The sequence below is a fragment of the Mariniradius saccharolyticus AK6 genome (genome assembly GCF_000330725.2).
Taxonomy (GTDB): domain Bacteria; phylum Bacteroidota; class Bacteroidia; order Cytophagales; family Cyclobacteriaceae; genus Mariniradius; species Mariniradius saccharolyticus.
Window position 1 is genome coordinate 298,163 of the sequence record NZ_AMZY02000013.1, and the last position, 21,602, is coordinate 319,764.

Sequence of the window (21,602 nt, forward strand, 5' to 3'; positions counted from 1 at the left end):
TGAATTTTTATATTGTAGTTGATTTTGTGACTTAAGAAGTCTAAAAGGTTAAGTTTTATTCCATTGGATTGTCAAGTCTCTTGGCCCTTTTTTCTGCTTCTGAGGATATACTACTTACTCCGTTCGGCATTTTTCCTGCTGCACGTAAATTGACCAGCTTATTGAGGGTATCAAACCAAAACGGTGCGCCAAGTGAGACGGCGAAAATTGTAATTATCCAGCCTGGAATAGATTTTGGATTGAGCTCAAAATTTTCCCTACCGATCGGAAGTTTGAGGTCTTTGATCCTTTTAATATCTGCTTGGATTGTCTTAACTGTCTCTTCGATTTCTTTTTTCTCACCTACCATTAGGCTTTGGTTTTGGCTAAAGTAAACTTCGGCCTTGTCGGCTATCCTTTTTGATTCATCTGGACTATCATAAAGATGGGATGCGAGCTGTACTGAGTCTACATTTATTCCTATGGTGACAAGTATTGCAAACCCAAATGTCCACCATTGTGCTTTCTTTTTATAGGTTCCGGAATTGCGGACCATTGCCATCTCAAACCACCTTTCAAGTCTCATTCTAAATGTTTCAAGATTTTCATGAGACTCTGCATAGACTTGTCTAATCACCCTCTGGAAAGGTTTCGGTAGGCATACCGATGGTCTCTCAATTGCATCTTTCAATGAATTGAAATCATAGGTTTCTTTAAAACCATTATCCATCACCATGTCTCGTTGCTTAGTGACTTCAAGGCAATCATCCGGTTTCGAATCGTCACTTCCGTAGTATATTTCATCAAGTAGCGCAGATACAAAAACTTCTTTTGGAATATAGGAGACGGTTCTGCCACTTTGCGTTAGTCCATCTATCATGATATTTTTCCAGAGGCGATCCCCTAATCCTGGTCCGCTATCCGTTTCACCCTTGTTGTTGAAGGTGTCTTTGATCCATTTTTCCAAATTTTTTGAACGTTCGTTGAAGAAATTTGCCTTAAACTCTTGAAGTGACAAGCATATGATGCTGAGTAGAAAGTAGATGAAGGCTAAGCCAATAACCAAGTCAAGAAAATGCAGGGCACCCATGATTAAGTTTAATGTCTATTGTTATTATTGAATCTATTATGTGAACGTTAATGGTGGTACCGAACAAATATTGTCAACTGCTTTACTGTTTTGATAACTCTGAAAAGGAGTCTCTTCATGGCTTGTCTATTGGTATCTAAACTCTAAAGTCGATTTATGCATTATTCTGAGATGAAGCATAAACAAATGGACGCCAGTAACTTATTGTTCAATTTTCCCTATCTGAAATCAATTAAATCTCAAAATAATCTTGTTTTTCTCTTACCCTCACCCTGTTTCCGGCGCCTTTGACCTAGCATTCGGTCGAATCCAGAAGAATCTGGTAGCCAATACCTTAAAGCTTTTGGGTTCAAGTGAGGGAAATCTACCGCTGGGAAAGGAGGATTTGCGATCGTTCCCGTTTTTTGCGAGCTTGAGGGAAACAAATGATCGGGTTATGAAGCATTTTCTGGTGATGGTACTGATGGGGCTTTTTGGTGTGGCCGCTGCCCAGTCCGGCGAGCAGCCGAATATCCTCTGGATATCGGTAGAGGATATCAGCCTGCTGCTATCGATGTATGGGGATGGGATGGTGTCCACGCCTCACCTGGACCGCTTGGCCAGGGAAGGGATGACCTTTACGCAGGCCTATGCGACGGCGGGCGTCTGTGCACCCAGCCGCAGCAGCATCATCACGGGCATGTATCCAGTCAGCATCGGCACCCATAACATGTGCACGGGACCGCACTACGCCTTCCGCGAACCTGAAAACGAGACCTACAAAAGCTACTATGGACAGAAGGATATCCGCGGCCGGAATGTGCCCGAATATGCCGCCGTGCCGCCGCCTTATGTCAAGTGCTTTACGGAATACCTCCGCGCCGCAGGCTACTTCACCAGCAATGCCGCCAAGACCGACTACCAGTTCAATGCACCCATCACGGCTTGGGACGAGATCGGCCGGGATGCCCACTTCCGCAACCGCAAGCCCGGGCAGCCCTTTTTCTCCGTCTTTAATTTTGAAATCACCCACGAGTCCCGGGTATTTATGAAAAAGGAAGACCCCATGTTGGCCGATACTGCCAAGGTTCCCCTGCCGGACTATTTTCCCCTTTTGCCCATCGTCAAGCGGGATGTTGGCCGGGTCTATTCCAATATTGTGGAGTTGGACGCCCAGATTGGGAAGCTATTGGCCGAGTTGGAGGAGGCCGGGTTGATTGACAAGACCATCATTCTCTTTTGGTCCGACCATGGGGGACCCCTGTTGCGGCAGAAGCGTGCCGTCGGTAATTCCGGCCTGCATGTGCCGCTGATGGTCCGCTTTCCCGACAAGCGGAATGCCGGTACGCGGGTGGACCAGATCGTTTCCCTGATGGACCTGGGTCCGACGGTGCTTTCCCTCGCCCATATCCCCGTGCCGAGTTACATGCAGGGGAAAGCCTTTTTGGGGAAATATAAGGCGGCGACGCCCCATCGCTATGCCTTCGGTTCGGCGGACCGCTTTGACGAGGCCGTGGATATGAGCCGTTCCGCGATCGATGGGCGCTTTGTGTACATTCGGAACTTTCGGCCTGAGTTGCCGCTGATCTACCGGAATGCCTACCGCGAACAAATCGACATGACCAAGACCCTGATCGAGATGGACTTGGCGGGGGATTTGAAGGGAGACGCGGCGTATATCTTTATGAAGACCAAGCCCGTCGAGGAACTCTATGACTTGGCGAATGATCCTTATGAGGTGTATAATTTGGCGGAAGATCCAGTATACAGGGAGAAATTGGAGGAGCTGCGTGGCGCTTTGGCAAGATGGCAGTTGGAGGTGGGGGATTTGGGCTTTGTGCCCGAGCATGATTTGGTGGAGATGATGTGGCCGGGGATGGTGCAGCCCGAGACGGCGGGGGTGGTTTTTGAGCAAAAGGGGAAGGAATTGCATTTGCGGTCCAGGACTGAGGGGGCGAGCATCGCCTACCAGGTAGGAGAGGAGATTGGGGGAAAGGCCTGGCGGTTGTACCATCAGCCCATTCCCGCCGGCCAAAAAGTCGCTGCCCGTGCCGTACGTATCGGGTACAAGACCTCGGGCGTAAGTGTGTGGGATTGTGTCTCGTCCTAGAATAGGTTTACATAAATAAGGGACAAATGGAGAAAAAATGTAAACCCAGCTTAGGACAATTTTTTAAAGGGAAATTGTTATTAACAGATGAGGAAAAATTGACGATTGTCAATGCTTTTCTAAGCGGAAAAGAGTCAAAGACTGCCGTTTATTTTCGCTACACTGGTTATGTTCAGGAACATGGTAAAATTTCAAAATGGATGAACCAATTTGGGATCAGTGAGGACTCAAGAAAAAGCGCTAAATTTGATTTAATGGCAAAATCAAAGAAAAAAATAGACTCCGAGGATGTTGATTTTGAAAAATTACAACTTCAAAAGCGTATCTCAGAGCTTGAAAAGCAAGTTCAAGTGGCTGAGATGAAGGCTATTGCTTTTTCAACTATGGTGGATATTGCCGAGAAAGAATTCAATATCCCAATTCGAAAAAAGTTCAATACCAAGCCATAGAAGAGACGAAGCAACGCTTCAAGAGTATAGGTTTAGCCCTTCTATGCTCATGGTTTGGTATAACTCGACAGGCTTATTATCAGAGCAAAAGACATGTCTATCAGCAAGCATTGGAGACCGAGCTTGTTGTAAGTGAAATAAAAAACATCCGAACTCATCACAAGCGATTGGGAGGGCGAAAACTATTCTACAAACTCGAATCTTTTTTGCAATCACACGGCATTAAAATCGGAAGAGATGCTTTTTTTGATTTAATGCGTGATCATCATCTTTTGATAAAGCAGCGGAAAAGCTACCATGTTACTACAAACTCCAATCACTGGATGAGGAAGTATCCCAACCTGATTAGAGAACAAGAACCAATGGGCCCCAATCACATCTGGGTAAGTGATTTAACTTATTGGAAAACCAAGGGAGGGCATTACTACATAAGTTTAATTACAGATGCTTTTTCCAGGAAAATCGTTGGTTATCATGTTGCCGAAAATATGGAGGCGATTCAAAGTGTTGCTGCTTTAAAAATGGCTGTAAAACCCTTGAAAATAGGCCATACGGGACTTATACATCATTCAGACAGAGGTTCTCAATATTGTAGTTCACAATATGTCTCAGTATTGAACAAGCATAATATTCAAATATCGATGACAGAAAATTCAGATCCTTTGGAGAATGCTATAGCTGAACGAATCAATGGAATCATCAAAGGTGAATATCTATTCGATTACCGAATAAATAGCTTGTTACACGCCAAAGAAGTGCTGAAAGCAGTGGTAAAATTATACAATGAGGAAAGGCCACATAACAGTTTGAACAACTACACGCCGGAAACAATCCATGAGAATCATTTAGAAACACAGATCAAACGACTCTGGAAAAACTACTATCGAAATGAAATAAATTGGGAAAAGAAAAATGTAAACTCATTTCAGGATTAAATATTGAATGTAAATTTGAATCAGGACTAAACTTAAAAACAACAGTTAAACTGTAAACTTTTTTTAGGACGGGTCAGTGTGGGATGACGCCCCGTTGGGGCTGTAAATCCTTGAATCTGAAAAGTAATCCTTCCGCTGAGTGATTCTCCCTCTCCTCGAGGAGAGGGTCGGGGTGAGGTCGTTAATCCCTTAAACTGCACAAAGTACTTAATTAGCACGCGCGCGGAGGAATGAAAGTCCGCCGGGCCGGCCAGGGCCCTGTGCGATAGCCTAGGATTGGACTTTCTTGACTTTTTGGTTACTTTTTTGTCAAGAAAAAAGTGACACAAGAAATAGAGAATGGTAATCCTATCCAGCTCAGAGAGTGAGTAATGGTATTGAGCCAATTACAAATTGGCAGGGATAGGAGGGCCGGATTGCAAATCCGACCCAGCCGGGGAATCGGCTCTGCATGTGCGAAGGGCTACACCCTTCGCTGTGGGATGACGCCCCGTTGGGGCTGTGAATCCTTGAATCTGAAAAGTAATCCTTCCGCTGAGTGATTCTCCCTCTCCTCGAGCAGAGGGTCGGGGTGAGGTGGTAATTCATCATTCATCATTCTCCATTTCCCCACAGGAGGAGATTAGTGTGAGATCACCGTCCATCATTCATCACCGCCCAAACCAAAAGCCCCACGACAAAAAACAATCCCCATCGACCGAGACTACTGAGACTGAAACCCTGAAAAGGGAAATCCTATTCACAAATCATCAGTTTTGTGGTATATTGTTCTCATAACACAACATCCACCTATGCACTCCTTGTTGAAAATTACCTCTCTAGCGCTCTGCCTGATTTTTCCGGCACTCGTTTGGGCACAAAAGAAGCAGCCTGCCACGGCAGCCACCCAAACTTCGGGTTTAACCTCATCCACATTTTCAAGCCTGCGGTTTCGATCGATCGGTCCGGCGGTCACTTCCGGGCGGGTTTCTGATTTTGCGGTTAACCCCAACAACCACAGTGAATATTATGTCGCCACTGCCTCGGGCGGTGTGTGGAAAACCACCAACCGAGGGGTAACCTATACCCCGATTTTTGATGCCCAAGGATCCTATTCCATTGGATGTGTGACACTTGACCCCTCGAACCCAAGCGTCGTCTGGGTGGGCAGTGGTGAAAACAACAACCAGCGATCCGTGTCCTACGGCGATGGCGTCTACAAAAGCGAGGACGGCGGACGGACATGGAAAAACATGGGCCTGAAAAACTCGGAGCACATTTCTTCCATCATTGTGCACCCCAGCAATCCCAACATCATCTACGTCGGCGCTTATGGACCGGTCTGGAGCGAAGGAGGCGATCGCGGTGTCTACAAATCAACTGATGGTGGGGCTTCCTGGACCCTCGTCAAATCCGTGAGCGCCTTCACAGGAGTGAACGACCTTGTGATGGACCCGCGCAATCCGGATGTACTGTATGCCGCTTTTCATCAGCGCATGCGCAAAGTATTCACCTACATCGGTGGCGGTCCGGAGTCAGCGCTGTACAAAACCACGGATGGGGGCGCCACCTGGAAAAAACTGGAGGGCGGATTGCCGGGCGGAGAACTCGGACGGATCGGCTTGGCCATCAGCCCTGTAAACCCGGATGTATTGTACGCCGTGGTGGAAGGGGATGGTGACAAGGGGGGTATTTACCGCAGTGCCAACCAGGGTGCAAGCTGGGAAAAACGCAGTTCCTTCTTCACCTCGGGCAACTATTACCAGGAAGTCACCTGTGATCCAAAAAACGTGGACCGGATTTTCATCACCGATACCTATTACAAAGTGAGCCACGACGGCGGCAAGACGGTCCAAAACCTCGGCGAAATCAACAAGCACATCGACAACCATTGTATTTGGATCGACCCCAACGATACCAACCACCTCTTGGTCGGCTGTGACGGGGGCATCTATGAAACCTGGGATTTTGCCAACACATACGACTTTAAGGCCAATCTTCCCGTGACCCAGTTCTACAAGGTATCCACCGACAATGATTATCCCTTTTACGGGGTTCACGGTGGCACCCAGGATAACCTGAGCCTGGGTGGTCCCAGCCGCAGCACTTCCGCCAACGGGATCGTCAATGCGGATTGGTACGTCACATCCTTGGGTGACGGATTTGAAACCCAGGTGGACCAGTCCAACCCAAACATCATCTATGCACAGAGCCAATATGGTGGATTGAATCGCTTTGATCGGAAAAGCGGAGAGTATCTGCCTATCAGACCCATCGAGAAAGAAGGGGATGCGCCTTACCGCTGGAACTGGGACGCGCCGCTCCTAATCAGCCAACACAGCAACACCCGCCTGTACTTTGGCGCCAACAAAGTCTTCCGGACAGATGACCGCGGCGATTCCTGGAAAGTGATCAGCCCGGATTTGAGCCGGCAGGTGGACCGCAACAAATTTGAAGTGATGGGCAAAATCTGGTCTGTGGATGCCATTGCCAAAAACCAAAGTACCGACATCTTTGGACAGACCACCACAATCGCGGAATCCAAGCTCGATGAGAACCTCTTGTGGGTTGGGACCGACGATGGCTTGATCCACCTCACCACGGATGGAGGTGGGGCATGGACGAAATTCGATAACCTGCCGGGAGTTCCTGCCATGAGTTACGTACACCAAATCATCGCCTCGCTTCATGATAAAAACGTGGCCTATGTATGCTTCAATCACCACAGGTATGGCGACTTCAAACCCTATGTTTTGAAAACCAGCGATATGGGCAAGACATGGAAGCCGATCCATTCGGACTTGCCGGTCCGCGGCAGCGTGTACTCCATTGCGGAAGATCACGTCGACCCCAACCTGTTGTTTGTGGGTACGGAGTTTGGATTGTTTTTCTCCAATACAGGGGGCACAAATTGGATACAGTTGAAAAGTGGATTGCCCACGATTGCAGTGCGGGATATCGAAATCCAGCGCAGGGAAAATGACCTGGTGTTGGCTACCTTCGGAAGGGGATTTTACATCCTGGATGATTACGCGCTCCTGCGGAATTTTAGGAGTGAAGATCTTGCCAAGACGGCCATCATTTTTCCGGTAAAGGAAAGTCTGATGTACATCGAGCGTTATCCTTTGGGCTTGCGGGACAAGGGACATTTGGGAAGCAACTACTTCTCCACGCCCAATCCGAAACCCGGCGCGGTATTTTCCTACTACCTCAAGGAGGATATCAAAACCATGAAGGATAAACGCCAAGAGGAGGAGCAAGCCAAATTTGAAAAGAAACAACCGGTCTACTATCCTCCGATGGATAGTTTGAGGAAAGAGGACAATCAGCCCGACCCATACCTGTTGTTTACCATCAAGGATGGAAAAGGTCAGGTAATTCGCCATATCAAGGCCCCAGCCAACAAGGGATTGAACCGCATCAGTTGGGATTTCCGGTACGGATCTCCTGCGCCGGTCAATAACCGCTATACGCCCGCACCTGACCAGTTGTTTGGGGGTGCAGAGACGGGTGCCCTCGTGATGCCCGGACAGTATTCGGTGACGCTTTCGGCGGTGGTTGATGGAGTGGTGAGCGAGTTGGCCGGTCCGGTTAACTTCATCTGCAAATTGCTCGAACAAGGCAGCCTTCCGTCCGATATGGCAGCGAATACGGCTTTCTACCAGAAAGTGACGGACATACGCAAGGCCGTCAGTGCCGCCAACGATTTGTTCAATACCATGGATCAGCGCTTGAGAAATATCAACTTGGCGCTTTTGGACATGCCGGCACCGCTGCAGGTTTATACAAAGCGCGCCTACGAGTTGCAGCAACAGATGGTGTCGATGCGGATAAAATTATACGGGGACCAATCGGCAGCACGCAGGGAATTCGAAACCCTTCCTTCCATCAATGACAGGGTGGGCGGTATTGAATATGCCATTTGGAATTCGACGGCACCCGTTCCCAAACTGTACCAGGAATCCTATGACCTGGCCGCCAAGCAGTTCAGCGCATGGTTGACGGAATTGAGGTCCATGCATACATCCATTGATGCTTTGGAAAAAGAGTTGGAGATCAACAAGGCCCCCTATACCCCTGGAAGATGGCCGGATTGGAAGGCCAATGAGTAAGCCAAGGATATAGTAAACTAAAAGGAAAACATACCTGCCTTTTTCGAGATCCAAGCTTCGAGCTGAGGTTCCGGAATGAGGCAGGTATTTTCTTTGTTGTTACGAGATTGTATAATTTGGCATTTACAGAAAGGCAAGGACAGCCGCGTCCCGTCATGCTGAACCGTAGCTTGCGGAGGGAAGCATCTCCTGAATTGCGGAGACGTTTCTCCACGATACCGTCGGACTGTCTGTTATCTGCGCCTGTGGCGCATTGTGCCATGGTGTTTTAATGAATGGTCTGATTGGGAAAGGGCATCTCTTTGTCATTCCGAGTTTTTAAAATTTGGAATTTACAGAAAGGCAATGACAGCCGCGTCCCGTCATGCTGAACCGTAGCTTGCGGAGGTGAAGCATCTCCTGAATTGCGGAGACGTTTCTCCACGATACCGTCGGACTGTCTGTTATCTGCGCCTGTGGCGCATTTTGTGGTGGTGTTTTTATGAATGGTTTGATTGGGAAAGGGCCTCTCTTTGTCATTCCGAGTTTTTAAAATTTGGAATTTACAGAAAGGCAATGACAGCCGCGTCCCGTCATGCTGAACCGTAGCTTGCGGAGGTGAAGCATCTCCTGAATTGCGGAGACGTTTCTCCACGATACCGTCGGACTGTATGGTAGTTGCGCCTGTGTCGCGGTTTGGGGTGGTGGAATAATGAATGGTATGATTTGGCGAAGGCTATGTTGAAAAAATAGCTTTAACAACATAGCTCACATAGGAACATAGCATCTAATCGACAACAAACTATGTGAGCTCTGTGGACTATGTGGTAAGAAAGTGACTCCCGCAACCTCGCTATCCTGCGTTTCCGACCGCAGGAGGTTTTTTCATATTGTAAATGTAGGATGCCGCCCCTTTGGGGCTTGAGGGAAATCGGCTCCGCATGGGCGCTGGGCTACACCCTTCGCTTTGGGATGGCGCCCCGTTGGGGCTACGTGTCCTTAGGCTGAAAACGAGACCTTATCGTGCGGAATTCTCCCTCTCCCCGAGGAGAGGGTCGGGGTGAGATGGTCGATACCCGGCTATCCAGCGTTTCCGAATGCAGGATCGTTGTGTTGAAAATGGTATGTGATGACTCAGACCATGGTGTGCGATGTTGATGTATCTAGCCAAAAACACGCGCGGACGTTCTCAATACCCTGCGGCCTGTCCATCTTTTCTGGATTCCGAGGCACCGATGTAGACTTTGTTTACCGGGTCATACATGATGGCCTGATACCCGCCGAAGGGACCCACGCTAAACTCCACCCGATGGCCCATTTCTTCGAGTTGGCGGATGACTTCGTAGGAGAAGCCGCTTTCCAGATTCAGCGAACCTCCGTTGCTCATTTTGGACCCCGTGGGTTCGGAGGAACCATTGTGCCGCATCCTCGGGGCATCGCCTGCTTCCTGCAGGTTCATGCCAAAATCAATCAAATTGACCACTATTTGCGTATGCCCCTGTGGCTGTACCGAACCGCCCATCAGACCAAAGCTGATGTATGGCTTCCCATCTTTGGTGATAAAGGCCGGGATGATCGTATGAAAAGGCCGTTTGCCCTTGGCTAGGGAATTCCAATGGTTTGGATCCTGGACATTGAACTGTTGTCCGCGGTTTTGCAGTACAAAGCCCAAGCCGTCAGGCACCATGCCCGACCCAAACTCATCGTAAATACTTTGGATAAAGGAGACCATATTGCCGTCTTTGTCGGCCACGGTGAGATAAGTTGTGTTTCCTTTTTCGATTTCACCGGCAGGGTAGGCCATCGCCGCCTTGTTGGGGTCGATGAGTTTGCGGCGCTCGGTAGCATATTCCTTTGAAATCAGCTTTTGTACGGGTATTTGGTTGAAAGCAGGGTCGGCATAGAACTTGGCCCGGTCTTCGAAAGCCAACTTCTTGGCTTCAGTCAGCACGTGCAGGTATTCCGCACTGCCAAAGCCCATGGATTTGATGTCGTAGCCTTCGAGAATATTGAGCATTTGGAGGACGGCGATTCCCTGCCCGTTGGGTGGCAGTTCCCATACATCGTAACCCCGATAGTTGGTACTGACGGGTTCGACCCATTCGGAGGTATGTTTTTTCAGGTCTTCATAACGGAGATAACCCCCATTTTCCTTCATAAAGCGGTCGATGGTACGGGCGATTTCTCCTTCATAAAACGCCGTACGGCCCTCTTTAGCGATGAGGGAATAGGTTCTGCCTAGGTCGGGATTCTTGAAGACTTCTCCTTTTCTCGGCGTGTTTTTGCCATTGGGCATGTATGTTTTTCGGAAACCGGGGATTTCCTGCATCTCGGGATAGGCACCGTTCATTTGCCAGGCGATCACCTCAGTAATGGGGAAGCCATTGTTGGCATAGTCGATGGAAGGTTGAAGGATTTCCTGCATCGAGAGTTTCCCAAAGCGCTTGTGCATCTCAAACCAACCGTCCACGCAACCCGGCACGGAGACGGGCAGGGGCCCCAACAGGGGCACATAATTCAGGCCTTTTTCTTTGAAAACCTCCATTGTCAGCAACTCAGGTGCCCGACCGCTTCCATTAAAGCCATAGAGTTTTTGGGTTTTGGCATCCCAAATGATGGCAAAGACATCGCCGCCGATTCCGCATCCATTGGGTTCGACCAGGCCCAGCATGGCGTTGGCAGCGATGGCAGCATCCATCGCGGTACCTCCTTTTTTCAAAATATCCAAGGCTACCTGCGTTGCCAAGGGCTGGGCTGTTGCAGCCATGCCGTTTTGTGCGATAACTTCAGATCTGGTGGCAAAGTGCTTGCCGCTGACCCTGTCCTGGGCCCAAGTGGCGGTGGCAAGTAAGGAAAGAGCGGAAAGGAAATAAAGTCGTCTCATGAGGATAGCATTAGCCCTGCGATACTAAATCAGTCCATAGATTGTTCCAAGGGAAAGTTTTTGAGTGGTAGGGCGAGGATATGGAAATCAACTGTTCCAAAAGCCATTTGAAGACTTTCCAGCGATCCTGTTTTCCTGCGTTTCCGAACGCAGGACTTTGATGTAGTGGATGGTCTTTGCGGACACAGACCATGGGGAGGGAGGGGGAGACGCGCCGATTAGCGAAGGGCTTCACCCTTCGCTGTGGGATGACGCCCCTGAGGGGCTTTGAATACTGAATCTGAAAAATACACCTTCCGTTGAGTGATTCTCCCGCTCCTGGACGAGAGGGCCGGGGTGAGGTGGTCATTCTCTACTCCATCAGGAAGAGGGCCCTGATGAGGTTTTCTTCAATGCATCATCCCTTTTTGGTACCGTACCGACCTAATCGGAAGGAATTAGCGTCGTTTTTTATTTATTTGGTATCAAAATCCTCGTTCGATGGAAATCCCAAGTTTGGCACAACTCAAAAAAGACCTCAGCTACTTGACCGAAAGGGAATTGGTGGACATCATCACGGATTTGGCCAAGTTCAGCCGCGACAACAAAGCCTTTCTCTACTTCAAGCTCAATGAGCGCGATATGCCCAGTCTTTTTGTAGACACCGTCAAGGAAGATTTGGATGACGCTTTTCAATCCGCCAACACCAAGAATTACCACCTTGCCAAAAAATCCGCCCAAGCCATCCGCCGCAAACTCAACAAATCACTCAAATTGGGCAAGAACAAGGCTGACCAAGCCGAGCTGATCCTGTACTTCTGCGAAATGCTCCGGAAATATGGGTACCTTCAATTCCGGCATCCCGTGATTACAAACCTTTACCAAGTACAGGTCGGCAAAGCCAAAAAGCTGATCGCTACGCTGCACGAAGACCTACAGAGTGACTTTACCTATCGCTTGGAAGAACTAGCATAAGACTATGGAAATTTCCGTTTTCTCAGATCCCATCGCGTTAGGTCATCAGGCCGGGAAAATCGGCGCCCAACTGATTCGTAGTGCCATCCAAAGCCAAGGATTTGCAAACATCATCCTGGCCACAGGCACCAGTCAGTTTGAAACCTTGAAACAGCTTTTGCAGGAAAAACAGGTAGACTGGAGCAGAGTCACCGTGTTTCATTTGGATGAATATATCGGAATCCCAATTACCCATCGGGCGAGCTTCAGGAAGTACCTGAAAGAGCGATTCTTTGATCAAGTAAACGTGAAAGCCTATCACCTGATCGACGGGGAGCATAATCCCGAACAGGAATGCAAGCGCCTGTCGGGCATTATTGAACGACACCCAATCGACGTGGCCTTTGTCGGCATTGGGGAAAACGGACATTTGGCCTTCAATGATCCACCGGCTGATTTTCACACCATAGAACCCTACATCATTGTCGAATTGGATGAAGCCTGTCGCATGCAGCAGCTTGGGGAAGGCTGGTTCCCGGATTTGGCTTCCGTGCCCAAGCGGGCCATTTCCATGTCCATCCAGCAGATCATGGGATCCAAGAATATCATCTGTTCGGTGCCGGATCTTCGAAAAGCCCACGCAGTCAAAGCATGTTTGGAAGGGGAAATTAGCCCCATGCATCCCGCATCCATCTTGCAAAATCATGGGAGTTGTTGGATTTTTTTGGATTCTTCGTCTTCATCCCTGCTTTCCGGCCGCTAGTCTGAAAATCATTGGAGGATTGCGATAAAATCAGGTATTTCAAGAAACAGGAAACTCAAGCTTGATTTCCCTGCGATCGAACCCAAAGCCAGCCTATGCCTTCCACCACTTCCGCGGTCCGGGCGGACCAACTCAGTTCTCGGGACACCTGGATTTCCATCGGGATCATTGGAATATTGTTTTTCATTTTTGGATTTGTCTCTTGGGTCAATGCCATCCTGATTCCCTATTTCAAAATCGCCTTTACCCTCAGCAATTTTGACTCCTATTTGGTGGCGTTTGCCTTTTACATCTCCTACTTGGTGATGTCGGTCCCTTCTTCCTATTTGCTGCGGGCCGTAGGTTTTAAGAAAGGGATGATGTATGGTTTTTTTGCCATGTCATTGGGTGCCTTCCTTTTTGTACCAGCCGCGATGGTACGGACCTATGAGTTGTTTTTGTTGGGTTTGTTTACCCTGGGGACAGGCTTGGCAGTCCTGCAAACCGCTGCAAATCCCTACGTTACCGTCTTGGGTCCAAAGGAACGTGCCGCCCAGCGGATCAGCATCATGGGTATTTTCAACAAAGGTGCGGGAATTTTGGCACCGCTGCTGTTTGCCGCAGTCGTGCTGAAGGTAGGGGACAGTGAGCTGTTTCAGCAGTTGGATCAGATGGGCCCTGAGGCAAAAGATGCCGCCTTGGGGGAATTGATCCGACGGGTCATGGTGCCTTATGCAGTGGTGGGGGTGGTCTTGTTGGGTCTTGGGATTTTTGTCAGGTTTTCACCTTTGCCGGAAATCGACACCGAACATGAATCCGAGGCCCTGGCAGAGGCAAATTCGGGTAAGCATTCCATTCTTCAATTTCCCCACCTGATATTGGGGGCTTTTGCCATTTTTCTTCACGTGGGGACGCAGGTGATTGCCATCGACACGGTCATTCCCTACGCCAATTCCTTTGGAATCAGTCTCTTGGATGCCAAAGTGCTTCCATCGTTCACGTTGGCATTCACCATTTTAGGCTATTTGATCGGGATATCCTTGATTCCCAAGGTCATCTCTCAGGTCAATGTACTCAGGATATGTACCCTTTTGGGAAGTTGTTTGACCTTACTGATTGTGTACGGCAGCGGACCGATCCAATTCTGGGGGATGGAAATGGACATTTCCATTCTTTTTGTGGTTTTGCTCGGATTGGCCAATTCCTTGGTTTGGGCGGGTATTTGGCCTTTGGCCTTGGATGGTTTGGGTAGGTTTACCAAACTCGGCGCCTCCATCATGATCATGGGACTTTGCGGAAATGCCATTATGCCCATGATATATGGACATTTTGCCGATATCTATTCGGAAAGAACGGCCTATTGGGTATTGTTTCCTTGCTATTTGTATCTGGTTTTCTATGCTGTAAAAGGCCATCAAATCCGCACATGGAAAAGCTCATAGCCAAAAATCCCTTTGATAATCAGGTGTATGAAATTTTCCTGGATAAAGGCGAGATCAGGAAGCTTCAGGCTATTTCCACCCATGAAGATTCAACATTGCTTTTGGGCCCTGGATTCTACGATTTACAGGTCAATGGCTTCGGCGGCTTTGACTACAATGAAGTACAGGCGGATTTTCGGTCCCTCGGCGGGATAACGGAAAAACTGCTGCAGCGAGGGGTCACTTCCCACTTTCCCACGATCATCACAAATAGTCCGGCCCGAATCCATCAATTGCTTTCCCAGACATGGAAATTGTTGGAAAACGATCCCCTCGCAAGAAAATGCATTCCGGGAATACACTTGGAAGGGCCGTTCATTTCGCCTGAAGACGGTCCGAGAGGAGCGCATTTCCGGGAATTTGTGCAGGCGCCTGATTGGGATCTTTTCCAGTCTTGGCAGGAGGCAGCGCATGGTGAAATCAGGTTGGTGACGCTTTCGCCCGAATGGGAAAATGCCCCGGCGTTCATCAAAAAATGTGTCGATTCCGGCGTGTTGGTGGCGATTGGACATACCAAAGCATCTCATGCCCAGATTGAAAAAGCATTGGATGCAGGTGCACGGATGTCCACGCATTTGGGAAATGGTGCCCATGCCATGCTTCCCCGGCATCCCAATTACCTTTGGTCCCAATTGGCGGAGGATAGGCTGTGGGCAAGTATCATCGCGGACGGATTCCATCTGCCGCGGGAGGTGATTCAGGTGTTCAAAAAAGTGAAAGGGGAGAAGCTTTTTTTGGTCAGCGACGCTGTGGCCTTGGCGGGACTTCCGGCGGGAGTTTACGACACGCCGGTGGGTGGAAAAGTCAATTTAAATGCCGAAGGAAAGCTGCATCTCCGAGACAATCCCCAAGTATTGGCCGGTTCTGCCGGTTCGCTTTTGCAAGGCGTTGGTTTTTTGCTCAAAAATAACCTGGCGACTGTGTCAGAGGCTTGGGAAATGGCTTCCATTCGACCAAGAAGTCTTGTTGAAAAGGCCTTAGAAAATTGGAGGCCGACCATTGACTCCGATTCAATAATCATGGAAGTCGATGCCGCATCAAACCTAAAGCTTCATAAAACATTCAAAAACGGAAAGGAAGTATTTTCATCAAACCCAAACCCTTAAGCTATGAGTCATTCATCGAAACGCAGAGAAATCATCAAAGCCCTTGGGACAGGGGCCCTGGGTCTGGGGGCACTGAGTCCCGCGTTCTCTTTCAATATCCTGTCTTCCTATCCGTTGAAAGCCAACCATCGGATAGCGGTGATTGGGGTCAACAGCCGTGGATTACAACATATTCAGGCTTTGGCCAAGATTCCCAACGTAACCATCGCCTATGTATGCGATGTGGATGCCAAGGCCTTGGCCAATGGGATTGACTTGGCTGTCAAATCAGGAAGCGTAAAGGCGCCCATAGGAATCAAGGATTTTCGAAAGGCATTGGAAGATCCTACATTGGATGCGGTGTCGATTGCCATGCCGGACCACTGGCATACGCCGGCAGCACTATGGGCCATGCAGGCCGGAAAGCATGTGTATCTCGAAAAACCCGGTTCGCATAATCCCGCCGAGGCTGAATTGCTAGTAGATGCCACGAAGAAGTATGGAAAGGTGGTGCAAATGGGCAACCAACGCAGGTCTTGGCCGAGGGTCCAAGAAGCCATGCAGGAACTCCACTCAGGGGCGATTGGAAGGGTTTATTATGCGCGGGCATGGTATACCAATACCCGTAAATCCATCGGACATGGAAAGCTCAGCCCGACACCCGAATGGTTGGATTTCGAGCTGTGGCAAGGTCCTGCACCAAGAAAGGATTTCCGCGACAATTTGATCCACTACAATTGGCATTGGTTCTGGCACTGGGGCACGGGAGAAATCGTCAACAACGGGGTGCATTTTCTTGATTTGGCAAGGTGGGGTTTACAGGTGGAATATCCAAAAAGCGTGTACTCCAGTGGTGGTCGGTACCAGTTTGAAGATGATTGGGAGACACCCGATACCCAAATCGCGAGCTATCAGTTTGAAGGCGGCAAAACCATCCTCTGGGAAGGGCGAAGCTGCAATGCACGGGACATCAATGGGATGGGTTCCGGTGTTTCTTTCCATGGTGAAAATGGGACATTGGAATTGCTGAACAATTCCTACAAGATTTTTGACAACGGCAACACGCTCGTCAAATCGGCAGAACCCACGAGCAACATCGTCGTGAATCAGCAGGGAGCGGGATTTGACATGGACGTGGACCATTTCCAAAATTTCATCGATGCCATCGATAATGGTAAAAGTCTGATTTCACCCTATCCAGAAATCAAAAAGAGTGTGCTCATGTGCCATTTGGGCAATATCTCCTACCGTACGGGGAGAGCATTGGATATCAATACCCAAACCGGAAGGATAGAGCGAGATGTAGATGCAATGAAACTTTGGGGAAGGGAATATCAGCCTGGCTGGGAACCCAAACTCTGAGTCCATGGAAATCCTTCTCAAACAACCCTCCAAGCGCCTGGTCTCCATCGATGCCTTGAGGGGATTTGATATGTTGATGATTTGTGGTGCAGATGCCTTTTTCAGGAGTTTGGAAGGAAAGACTTCTTTTGCTTGGGTAGACGTTTTGGCCAGGCAATTTGAGCATCCGGAGTGGATTGGGTTTACGTTTTACGATTTTATTTTTCCACTATTTCTGTTTGTCGCGGGGGTTTCTATTCCGTTTTCCCTCGGAAAATCCCTGGCCGAAAACGTATCCAAAAGGGAAATTTACAAAAAGGCGCTCTCACGGACTTTGCTGCTGATAGGATTGGGAATGTTGGACAAAAACGCCCCTTTTCCCTTCTTCGATTGGGAGCAAATCAGGTTGGGAAGTGTCTTGGGACGAATCGGCATCGCGGGATTTGTGACGGTATTCCTGTTTCTGAATTTCCCAGCCAGGCAGCGGCTGGGCATTGTAGGGCTGGTCCTTATTGCCTACTATGCTGCAGTATTCCTGATTCCTGTGCCGGGTTTTGGCGCCGGAAATCTGAGTTTTGAAGGCAATTTGGCCGGTTGGATTGATCGGACCTTTCTCCCTGGCAGATTGTTGCAGGGAAGTTTTGATGAATTGGGCATACTAACCACCTTCCCGGCGATATGTTTGACGATTTTAGGGGCTCAAGCGGGAGAAATTCTCCGAAATGCCCAGCTTTCCGAGCAGCAAAAAGTAGTGCGTACGCTTTTGTTTGGTGTGGTGTGCATCGGATTGGCGTTGATCTGGCACCTGCATTTCCCCATTTTCAAGCGTATGTGGACCAGTTCATTTATCCTTCTTAATGCAGGGATGGCCTTTGTTGCATTGGCAGGATTTTATTGGCTGATTGATATGCTCCACTTTCGCAAATGGTCTTTTTTCTTCGTAGTCGTGGGCATGAACAGCTTGACGATTTACATGATTTACAGGTTTGTGAATTTCAGATATACTTCGAGACTGCTTTTTGAAGGGCTTTACCGTCCGGCGGGAGAGGATTGGTTTCCAGTTTTTGAAAGCTTCGGCGCCCTGCTTTTGGTCTGGTTGTTTTTGTATTTTCTTTATCGAAAAGGAATTTTCTTCAAGGTGTAATCATATAAGTATTTACTTAAGTATAATGATTTTAAAATATTATAATTCAGTGTTTTATGAAATTAAATAGAAGGAGATTTGTTCAAAGTTCGGTGGCTTTGGGAGTGGCCACGGGCCTCGGTACTATGCCGTTTAATCTTTCCGCAAAGCCAAAAGAAACAACCATCAAAATCGGGATCATCGGCTTGGATACCTCACATTCCCCAGCATTCACCAAGCTTTTCAACGCACCCAATCCGAAACCAGAACTCGCGGGGTTTCAGGTCGTGGCGGCTTATCCTTATGGGAGCAGGGATATCGAGTCGAGCTACAAGCGTATTCCTGAATACACCCAACAAGTCCAGAAATTGGGAGTAAGGATTGTGGATTCCCTCGAAGCGCTGTTGAAAGCTGTGGATGTGGTCCTCTTGGAGACCAATGATGGAAAACCCCGATTGGAACAGGCCCGAGAGGTCATTCGCGCCAAAAAGCCTTTCTTTATTGACAAGCCTGTGGCTGCAAATCTTGCGGATACTTTGAGGATTTACCAGGAAGCCAGAAGTGCCGGGGTGCCGATTTTTTCAGCGTCCTCACTGCGCTACTTACGCAATGCGCAGGCGGCCAGGAACGAAGGCAAGGTCGGAAAGGTTTTGGCCTGTGATGCCTTTAGTCCAGCCACCTTGGAGACTGGGCATACAGACTTGTTTTGGTATGGAATCCATGGTGTGGAGATTCTTTTCACGGTGATGGGACCCGGCTGTGAGTCCGTCACGAGATTCAGTACCGCCGACCAAGAAGTCGTCGTGGGCACTTGGGGAGATGGGAGGATTGGGACATTTCGTGGCATGCGGTCCGGTAAACACGATTACGGGGGAATTGCTTTTGGGTCGGAAGGGAATCTTGTTTTGGGGAGTTATGAAGGTTATGAACCTTTGGTCCTCAAGATTGCGGAGTTTTTCAAGACTGGGAAATCACCCGTGGACGACGCAGAAACCTTAGAAATCTACGCGTTTATGGAGGCGGCTGATGATAGCAAAAGAAAAGGCGGTGAGAAAGTCTTACTTCGGGATTTTTTCCCTGCCTGATCTGCCAATTTGAGTGGTTTGTTGGCCAAATCCATAAAATTAGCTTATTTTCCAGCCTATGAAGTTACGCCAAATACTCTCCCAAAGCTTGCTCATTGCAGTAGTTTTGTTGCTCGTGCTGAGCCGCGCCATCGCCCAAAATATCCATTGGGGTCCTGATGGAAATTCCTATTTCCAATTGGAGGAAAACCAACTTGTCCGGTATACGCTGCCAAGCCAAGCGCGGGAAATCATCGTTGGGGAGAAGGATTTGACTCCTGCGGGACAAGATGCGCTTCAGGTACGGGATTTTACGTTTTCCCAAGACAACAAAAAAATCCTGATCTATACCAACACCAAAAGGGTGTGGCGCTTGGATACACAGGGAGATTATTGGGTCTTGGATTTGGTTTCCAAGGAATTGAAGCAGATTGGGAAGGGTCTGCCCGAGTCTTCCCTGCGCTTTGCGAAGCTTTCGCCCGATGGCGGTAAGGCTGCTTATGTCTCAGAATTCAACCTGTATGTCGAGGATTTAAACGGCGGTCAGATCACCCAACTCACCAGGGATGGTAACCGAAGGCTGATCAATGGTACTTTTGATTGGGCCTATGAGGAAGAATTTGCCTGCCGGGATGGTTTCCAATGGAGCCCTGATAGCAAGCGGATTTCCTTTTGGCAAATCGACGCAAGCAGGATCAGGGACTTTTACATGATCAACAATATTGACTCGGTCTATTCGCAAATCGTGCCTGTCGAGTATCCAAAAGTGGGCGAATCTCCATCTCCCGCACGCATTGGGGTAATTGAGTTGGCGGGAAACAACCTCACCTGGCTGAATATCCCCGGTGACCCGCAGCAGCATTATTTGCCGAGGATGGAATGGCATTCGCCTGAGCAGTTGCTGGTGCAGCAACTCAATCGTAAGCAAAACCACAGCAAAATCCTAGCATTGAATGTGGTTCAAAACACCTCCCGCTTGGTGTTTGAAGAGCAGGACGAAGCATGGATCGATGTGCTGTCAAGTTGGGAGAACGTATATGCGCTGACCTACCGCCATACTTTCCAATGGATCAATGACGGCAAGGAGTTCCTGTGGATAAGCGAGAAAGACGGTTGGAGGCACCTGTACCGGATCGGCTTGGATGGAAAAGAAACGCTGGTCACGGCGGGCGACTTTGACGTGATCAATCTCCTCCGTTTCAATGAAAAGGAAAACGTGGTGTATTTCCATGCTTCGCCGTACAATGCGACCCAGAAATACCTCTACAAAACACGTTTGGACGGAAAGGGAAAAGCGGAAAAAGTGACCCCGGCCGGATTGGAGGGTACGCATGAATATGCGATTTCAACCAATGGAAAATATGGCTTTCATATTTTCCAAAACCATCACACGAGACCTGTTTCCGAGTGGCTCAGCCTCCCTAAACACCAGCCTTTGGACAAATCCGAGGACATCGCATCCAAAATTCCGACCAGTAGGTACGATTCCAGCCTGGAATTTTTCAAGATCAAAACCGCTGACGGCACTGAAATGGACGGATGGATGCTGAAGCCCAAGGGTTTTGATCCGAAAAAGAAATATCCGCTTGTATTTTTTGTCTACACCGAGCCATGGGGCGCCAACGTAAAGGATGTGTTTGGGGTCGGCAGGAACCGCCTGTACGAGGGGGACATGTCCCAGGACGGATATATCTACATGAGTATCGACAACCGCGGCACACCCGCCCCAAAGGGTCGCGCCTGGCGGAAAAGCATTTACAGGAAGATCGGTCGGCTGAATATTTCCGATCAGGCCGAAGCGGCGAAGCAAATTGTCCAATGGGAGTTTGTCGATCCCGAGCGCGTGGCGGTTTGGGGTTGGAGCGGAGGAGGCACGGCGACCCTGAACCTGATGTTCCAATACCCCGAGATCTACAAGACAGGGATTTCCATTGCTGCCGTCGCCAACCAGTTGACTTATGACAACATCTACCAAGAGCGGTATATGGGTTTGCCTCAGGAGAATTTGGAGGATTTTGTCGTGGGTTCGCCGATTTACCATGCCAAACACCTGAAGGGAAACCTCTTGTACATCCACGGCACGGGTGATGACAATGTCCACTATGCCAATTCAGACATGTTGGTCAATGAATTGGTCAAGCATGGAAAGTTGTTTCAGTTGATGGCGTATCCCAACCGCTCACATTCGATTTCTGAAGGGGAAGGGACGACTGCGCATTTGCGAAAGCTGTTTACGGACTATTTGAGGAGGTATTGTCCGCCGGGTGGCAGATAGAAGATGTACGAAGTACCAAGTACGAAGTACGATGTGTGCATGCCTGATATAGGTTGACAAAA

At 48.9% G+C, this 21,602-nt stretch carries 16 protein-coding genes; 12 read left to right on the forward strand and 4 right to left on the reverse strand.

Annotated elements, in window-relative coordinates; genetic code table 11:
- Nucleotides 1-55: 55 nt before the first annotated feature.
- Nucleotides 56-1,069 (reverse strand): hypothetical protein, encoded by a 1,014-nt coding sequence (locus C943_RS14270; RefSeq protein WP_008629099.1) that lies wholly within the window; start codon nt 1,067-1,069, stop codon nt 56-58.
- Nucleotides 1,070-1,505: 436 nt separating this feature from the next.
- Here C943_RS14270 and C943_RS14275 point away from each other — a divergent pair, with 436 nt between their 5' ends.
- The 4 genes from C943_RS14275 to C943_RS14290 all read left to right on the forward strand — a co-directional run bounded on the left by C943_RS14275 (nt 1,506) and on the right by C943_RS14290 (nt 8,633).
- Nucleotides 1,506-3,158, forward strand: a complete 1,653-nt coding sequence (locus C943_RS14275) for a sulfatase family protein (protein ID WP_040480777.1) — start codon at nt 1,506-1,508, stop codon at nt 3,156-3,158.
- A gap of 26 nt (nt 3,159-3,184) precedes the next feature.
- A complete protein-coding gene (locus C943_RS21500; RefSeq protein ID WP_008629101.1) occupies nt 3,185-3,607 on the forward strand; it encodes a hypothetical protein in 423 nt (140 codons plus the stop codon).
- Between the two features lie 26 nt (nt 3,608-3,633).
- Nucleotides 3,634-4,542 carry an IS3 family transposase gene (locus C943_RS14285; protein ID WP_245545550.1) on the forward strand — a complete coding sequence of 303 codons (909 nt, stop codon included), beginning with the start codon at nt 3,634-3,636 and terminating at the stop codon, nt 4,540-4,542.
- 791 nt (nt 4,543-5,333) lie between these two features.
- The gene (locus tag C943_RS14290) at nt 5,334-8,633 is read left to right on the forward strand and encodes a VPS10 domain-containing protein (protein ID WP_008629104.1); all 3,300 of its coding nucleotides are present in this window, start codon (nt 5,334-5,336) and stop codon (nt 8,631-8,633) included.
- Nucleotides 8,634-8,786: 153 nt separating this feature from the next.
- Here C943_RS14290 and C943_RS22080 read toward each other — a convergent pair whose 3' ends face one another.
- From C943_RS22080 to ggt, 3 genes are all read right to left on the reverse strand, one after another.
- Nucleotides 8,787-8,942, reverse strand: coding sequence for a hypothetical protein (locus C943_RS22080; RefSeq protein WP_157198554.1), 156 nt, complete (start codon nt 8,940-8,942; stop codon nt 8,787-8,789).
- 9 nt (nt 8,943-8,951) lie between these two features.
- Nucleotides 8,952-9,152, reverse strand: a complete 201-nt coding sequence (locus C943_RS22085; RefSeq protein WP_157198555.1) for a hypothetical protein — start codon at nt 9,150-9,152, stop codon at nt 8,952-8,954.
- Between the two features lie 649 nt (nt 9,153-9,801).
- On the reverse strand, nt 9,802-11,496 hold the full coding sequence (gene ggt, locus C943_RS14295; RefSeq protein ID WP_008629105.1) for a gamma-glutamyltransferase: 1,695 nt from the start codon (nt 11,494-11,496) through the stop codon (nt 9,802-9,804).
- A gap of 480 nt (nt 11,497-11,976) precedes the next feature.
- On the opposite strand from ggt, the gene C943_RS14300 reads away from it, so the two are divergent.
- From C943_RS14300 to C943_RS14335, 8 genes are all read left to right on the forward strand, one after another.
- Complete coding sequence (locus C943_RS14300; RefSeq protein ID WP_008629110.1) at nt 11,977-12,450, forward strand: hypothetical protein; 474 nt, start codon at nt 11,977-11,979, stop codon at nt 12,448-12,450.
- Nucleotides 12,451-12,454: 4 nt separating this feature from the next.
- Nucleotides 12,455-13,192 carry a glucosamine-6-phosphate deaminase gene (locus C943_RS14305; RefSeq protein ID WP_008629112.1) on the forward strand — a complete coding sequence of 246 codons (738 nt, stop codon included), beginning with the start codon at nt 12,455-12,457 and terminating at the stop codon, nt 13,190-13,192.
- A 95-nt stretch (nt 13,193-13,287) separates the two neighbouring features.
- Nucleotides 13,288-14,613 carry a sugar MFS transporter gene (locus C943_RS14310; RefSeq protein WP_008629115.1) on the forward strand — a complete coding sequence of 442 codons (1,326 nt, stop codon included), beginning with the start codon at nt 13,288-13,290 and terminating at the stop codon, nt 14,611-14,613.
- A complete protein-coding gene (locus tag C943_RS14315; protein ID WP_008629116.1) occupies nt 14,598-15,758 on the forward strand; it encodes an N-acetylglucosamine-6-phosphate deacetylase in 1,161 nt (386 codons plus the stop codon). Before C943_RS14310 ends, C943_RS14315 begins: the two co-directional genes overlap by 16 nt.
- Nucleotides 15,759-15,761: 3 nt before the next feature.
- On the forward strand, nt 15,762-17,099 hold the full coding sequence (locus C943_RS14320; RefSeq protein ID WP_008629117.1) for a Gfo/Idh/MocA family protein: 1,338 nt from the start codon (nt 15,762-15,764) through the stop codon (nt 17,097-17,099).
- A 4-nt stretch (nt 17,100-17,103) separates the two neighbouring features.
- The gene (locus C943_RS14325; RefSeq protein ID WP_008629118.1) at nt 17,104-18,222 is read left to right on the forward strand and encodes an acyltransferase family protein; all 1,119 of its coding nucleotides are present in this window, start codon (nt 17,104-17,106) and stop codon (nt 18,220-18,222) included.
- A 56-nt stretch (nt 18,223-18,278) separates the two neighbouring features.
- Nucleotides 18,279-19,286, forward strand: coding sequence for a Gfo/Idh/MocA family protein (locus tag C943_RS14330; protein ID WP_008629119.1), 1,008 nt, complete (start codon nt 18,279-18,281; stop codon nt 19,284-19,286).
- Nucleotides 19,287-19,344: 58 nt separating this feature from the next.
- The gene (locus C943_RS14335; protein WP_040480726.1) at nt 19,345-21,540 is read left to right on the forward strand and encodes a S9 family peptidase; all 2,196 of its coding nucleotides are present in this window, start codon (nt 19,345-19,347) and stop codon (nt 21,538-21,540) included.
- Nucleotides 21,541-21,602: the final 62 nt, after the last annotated feature.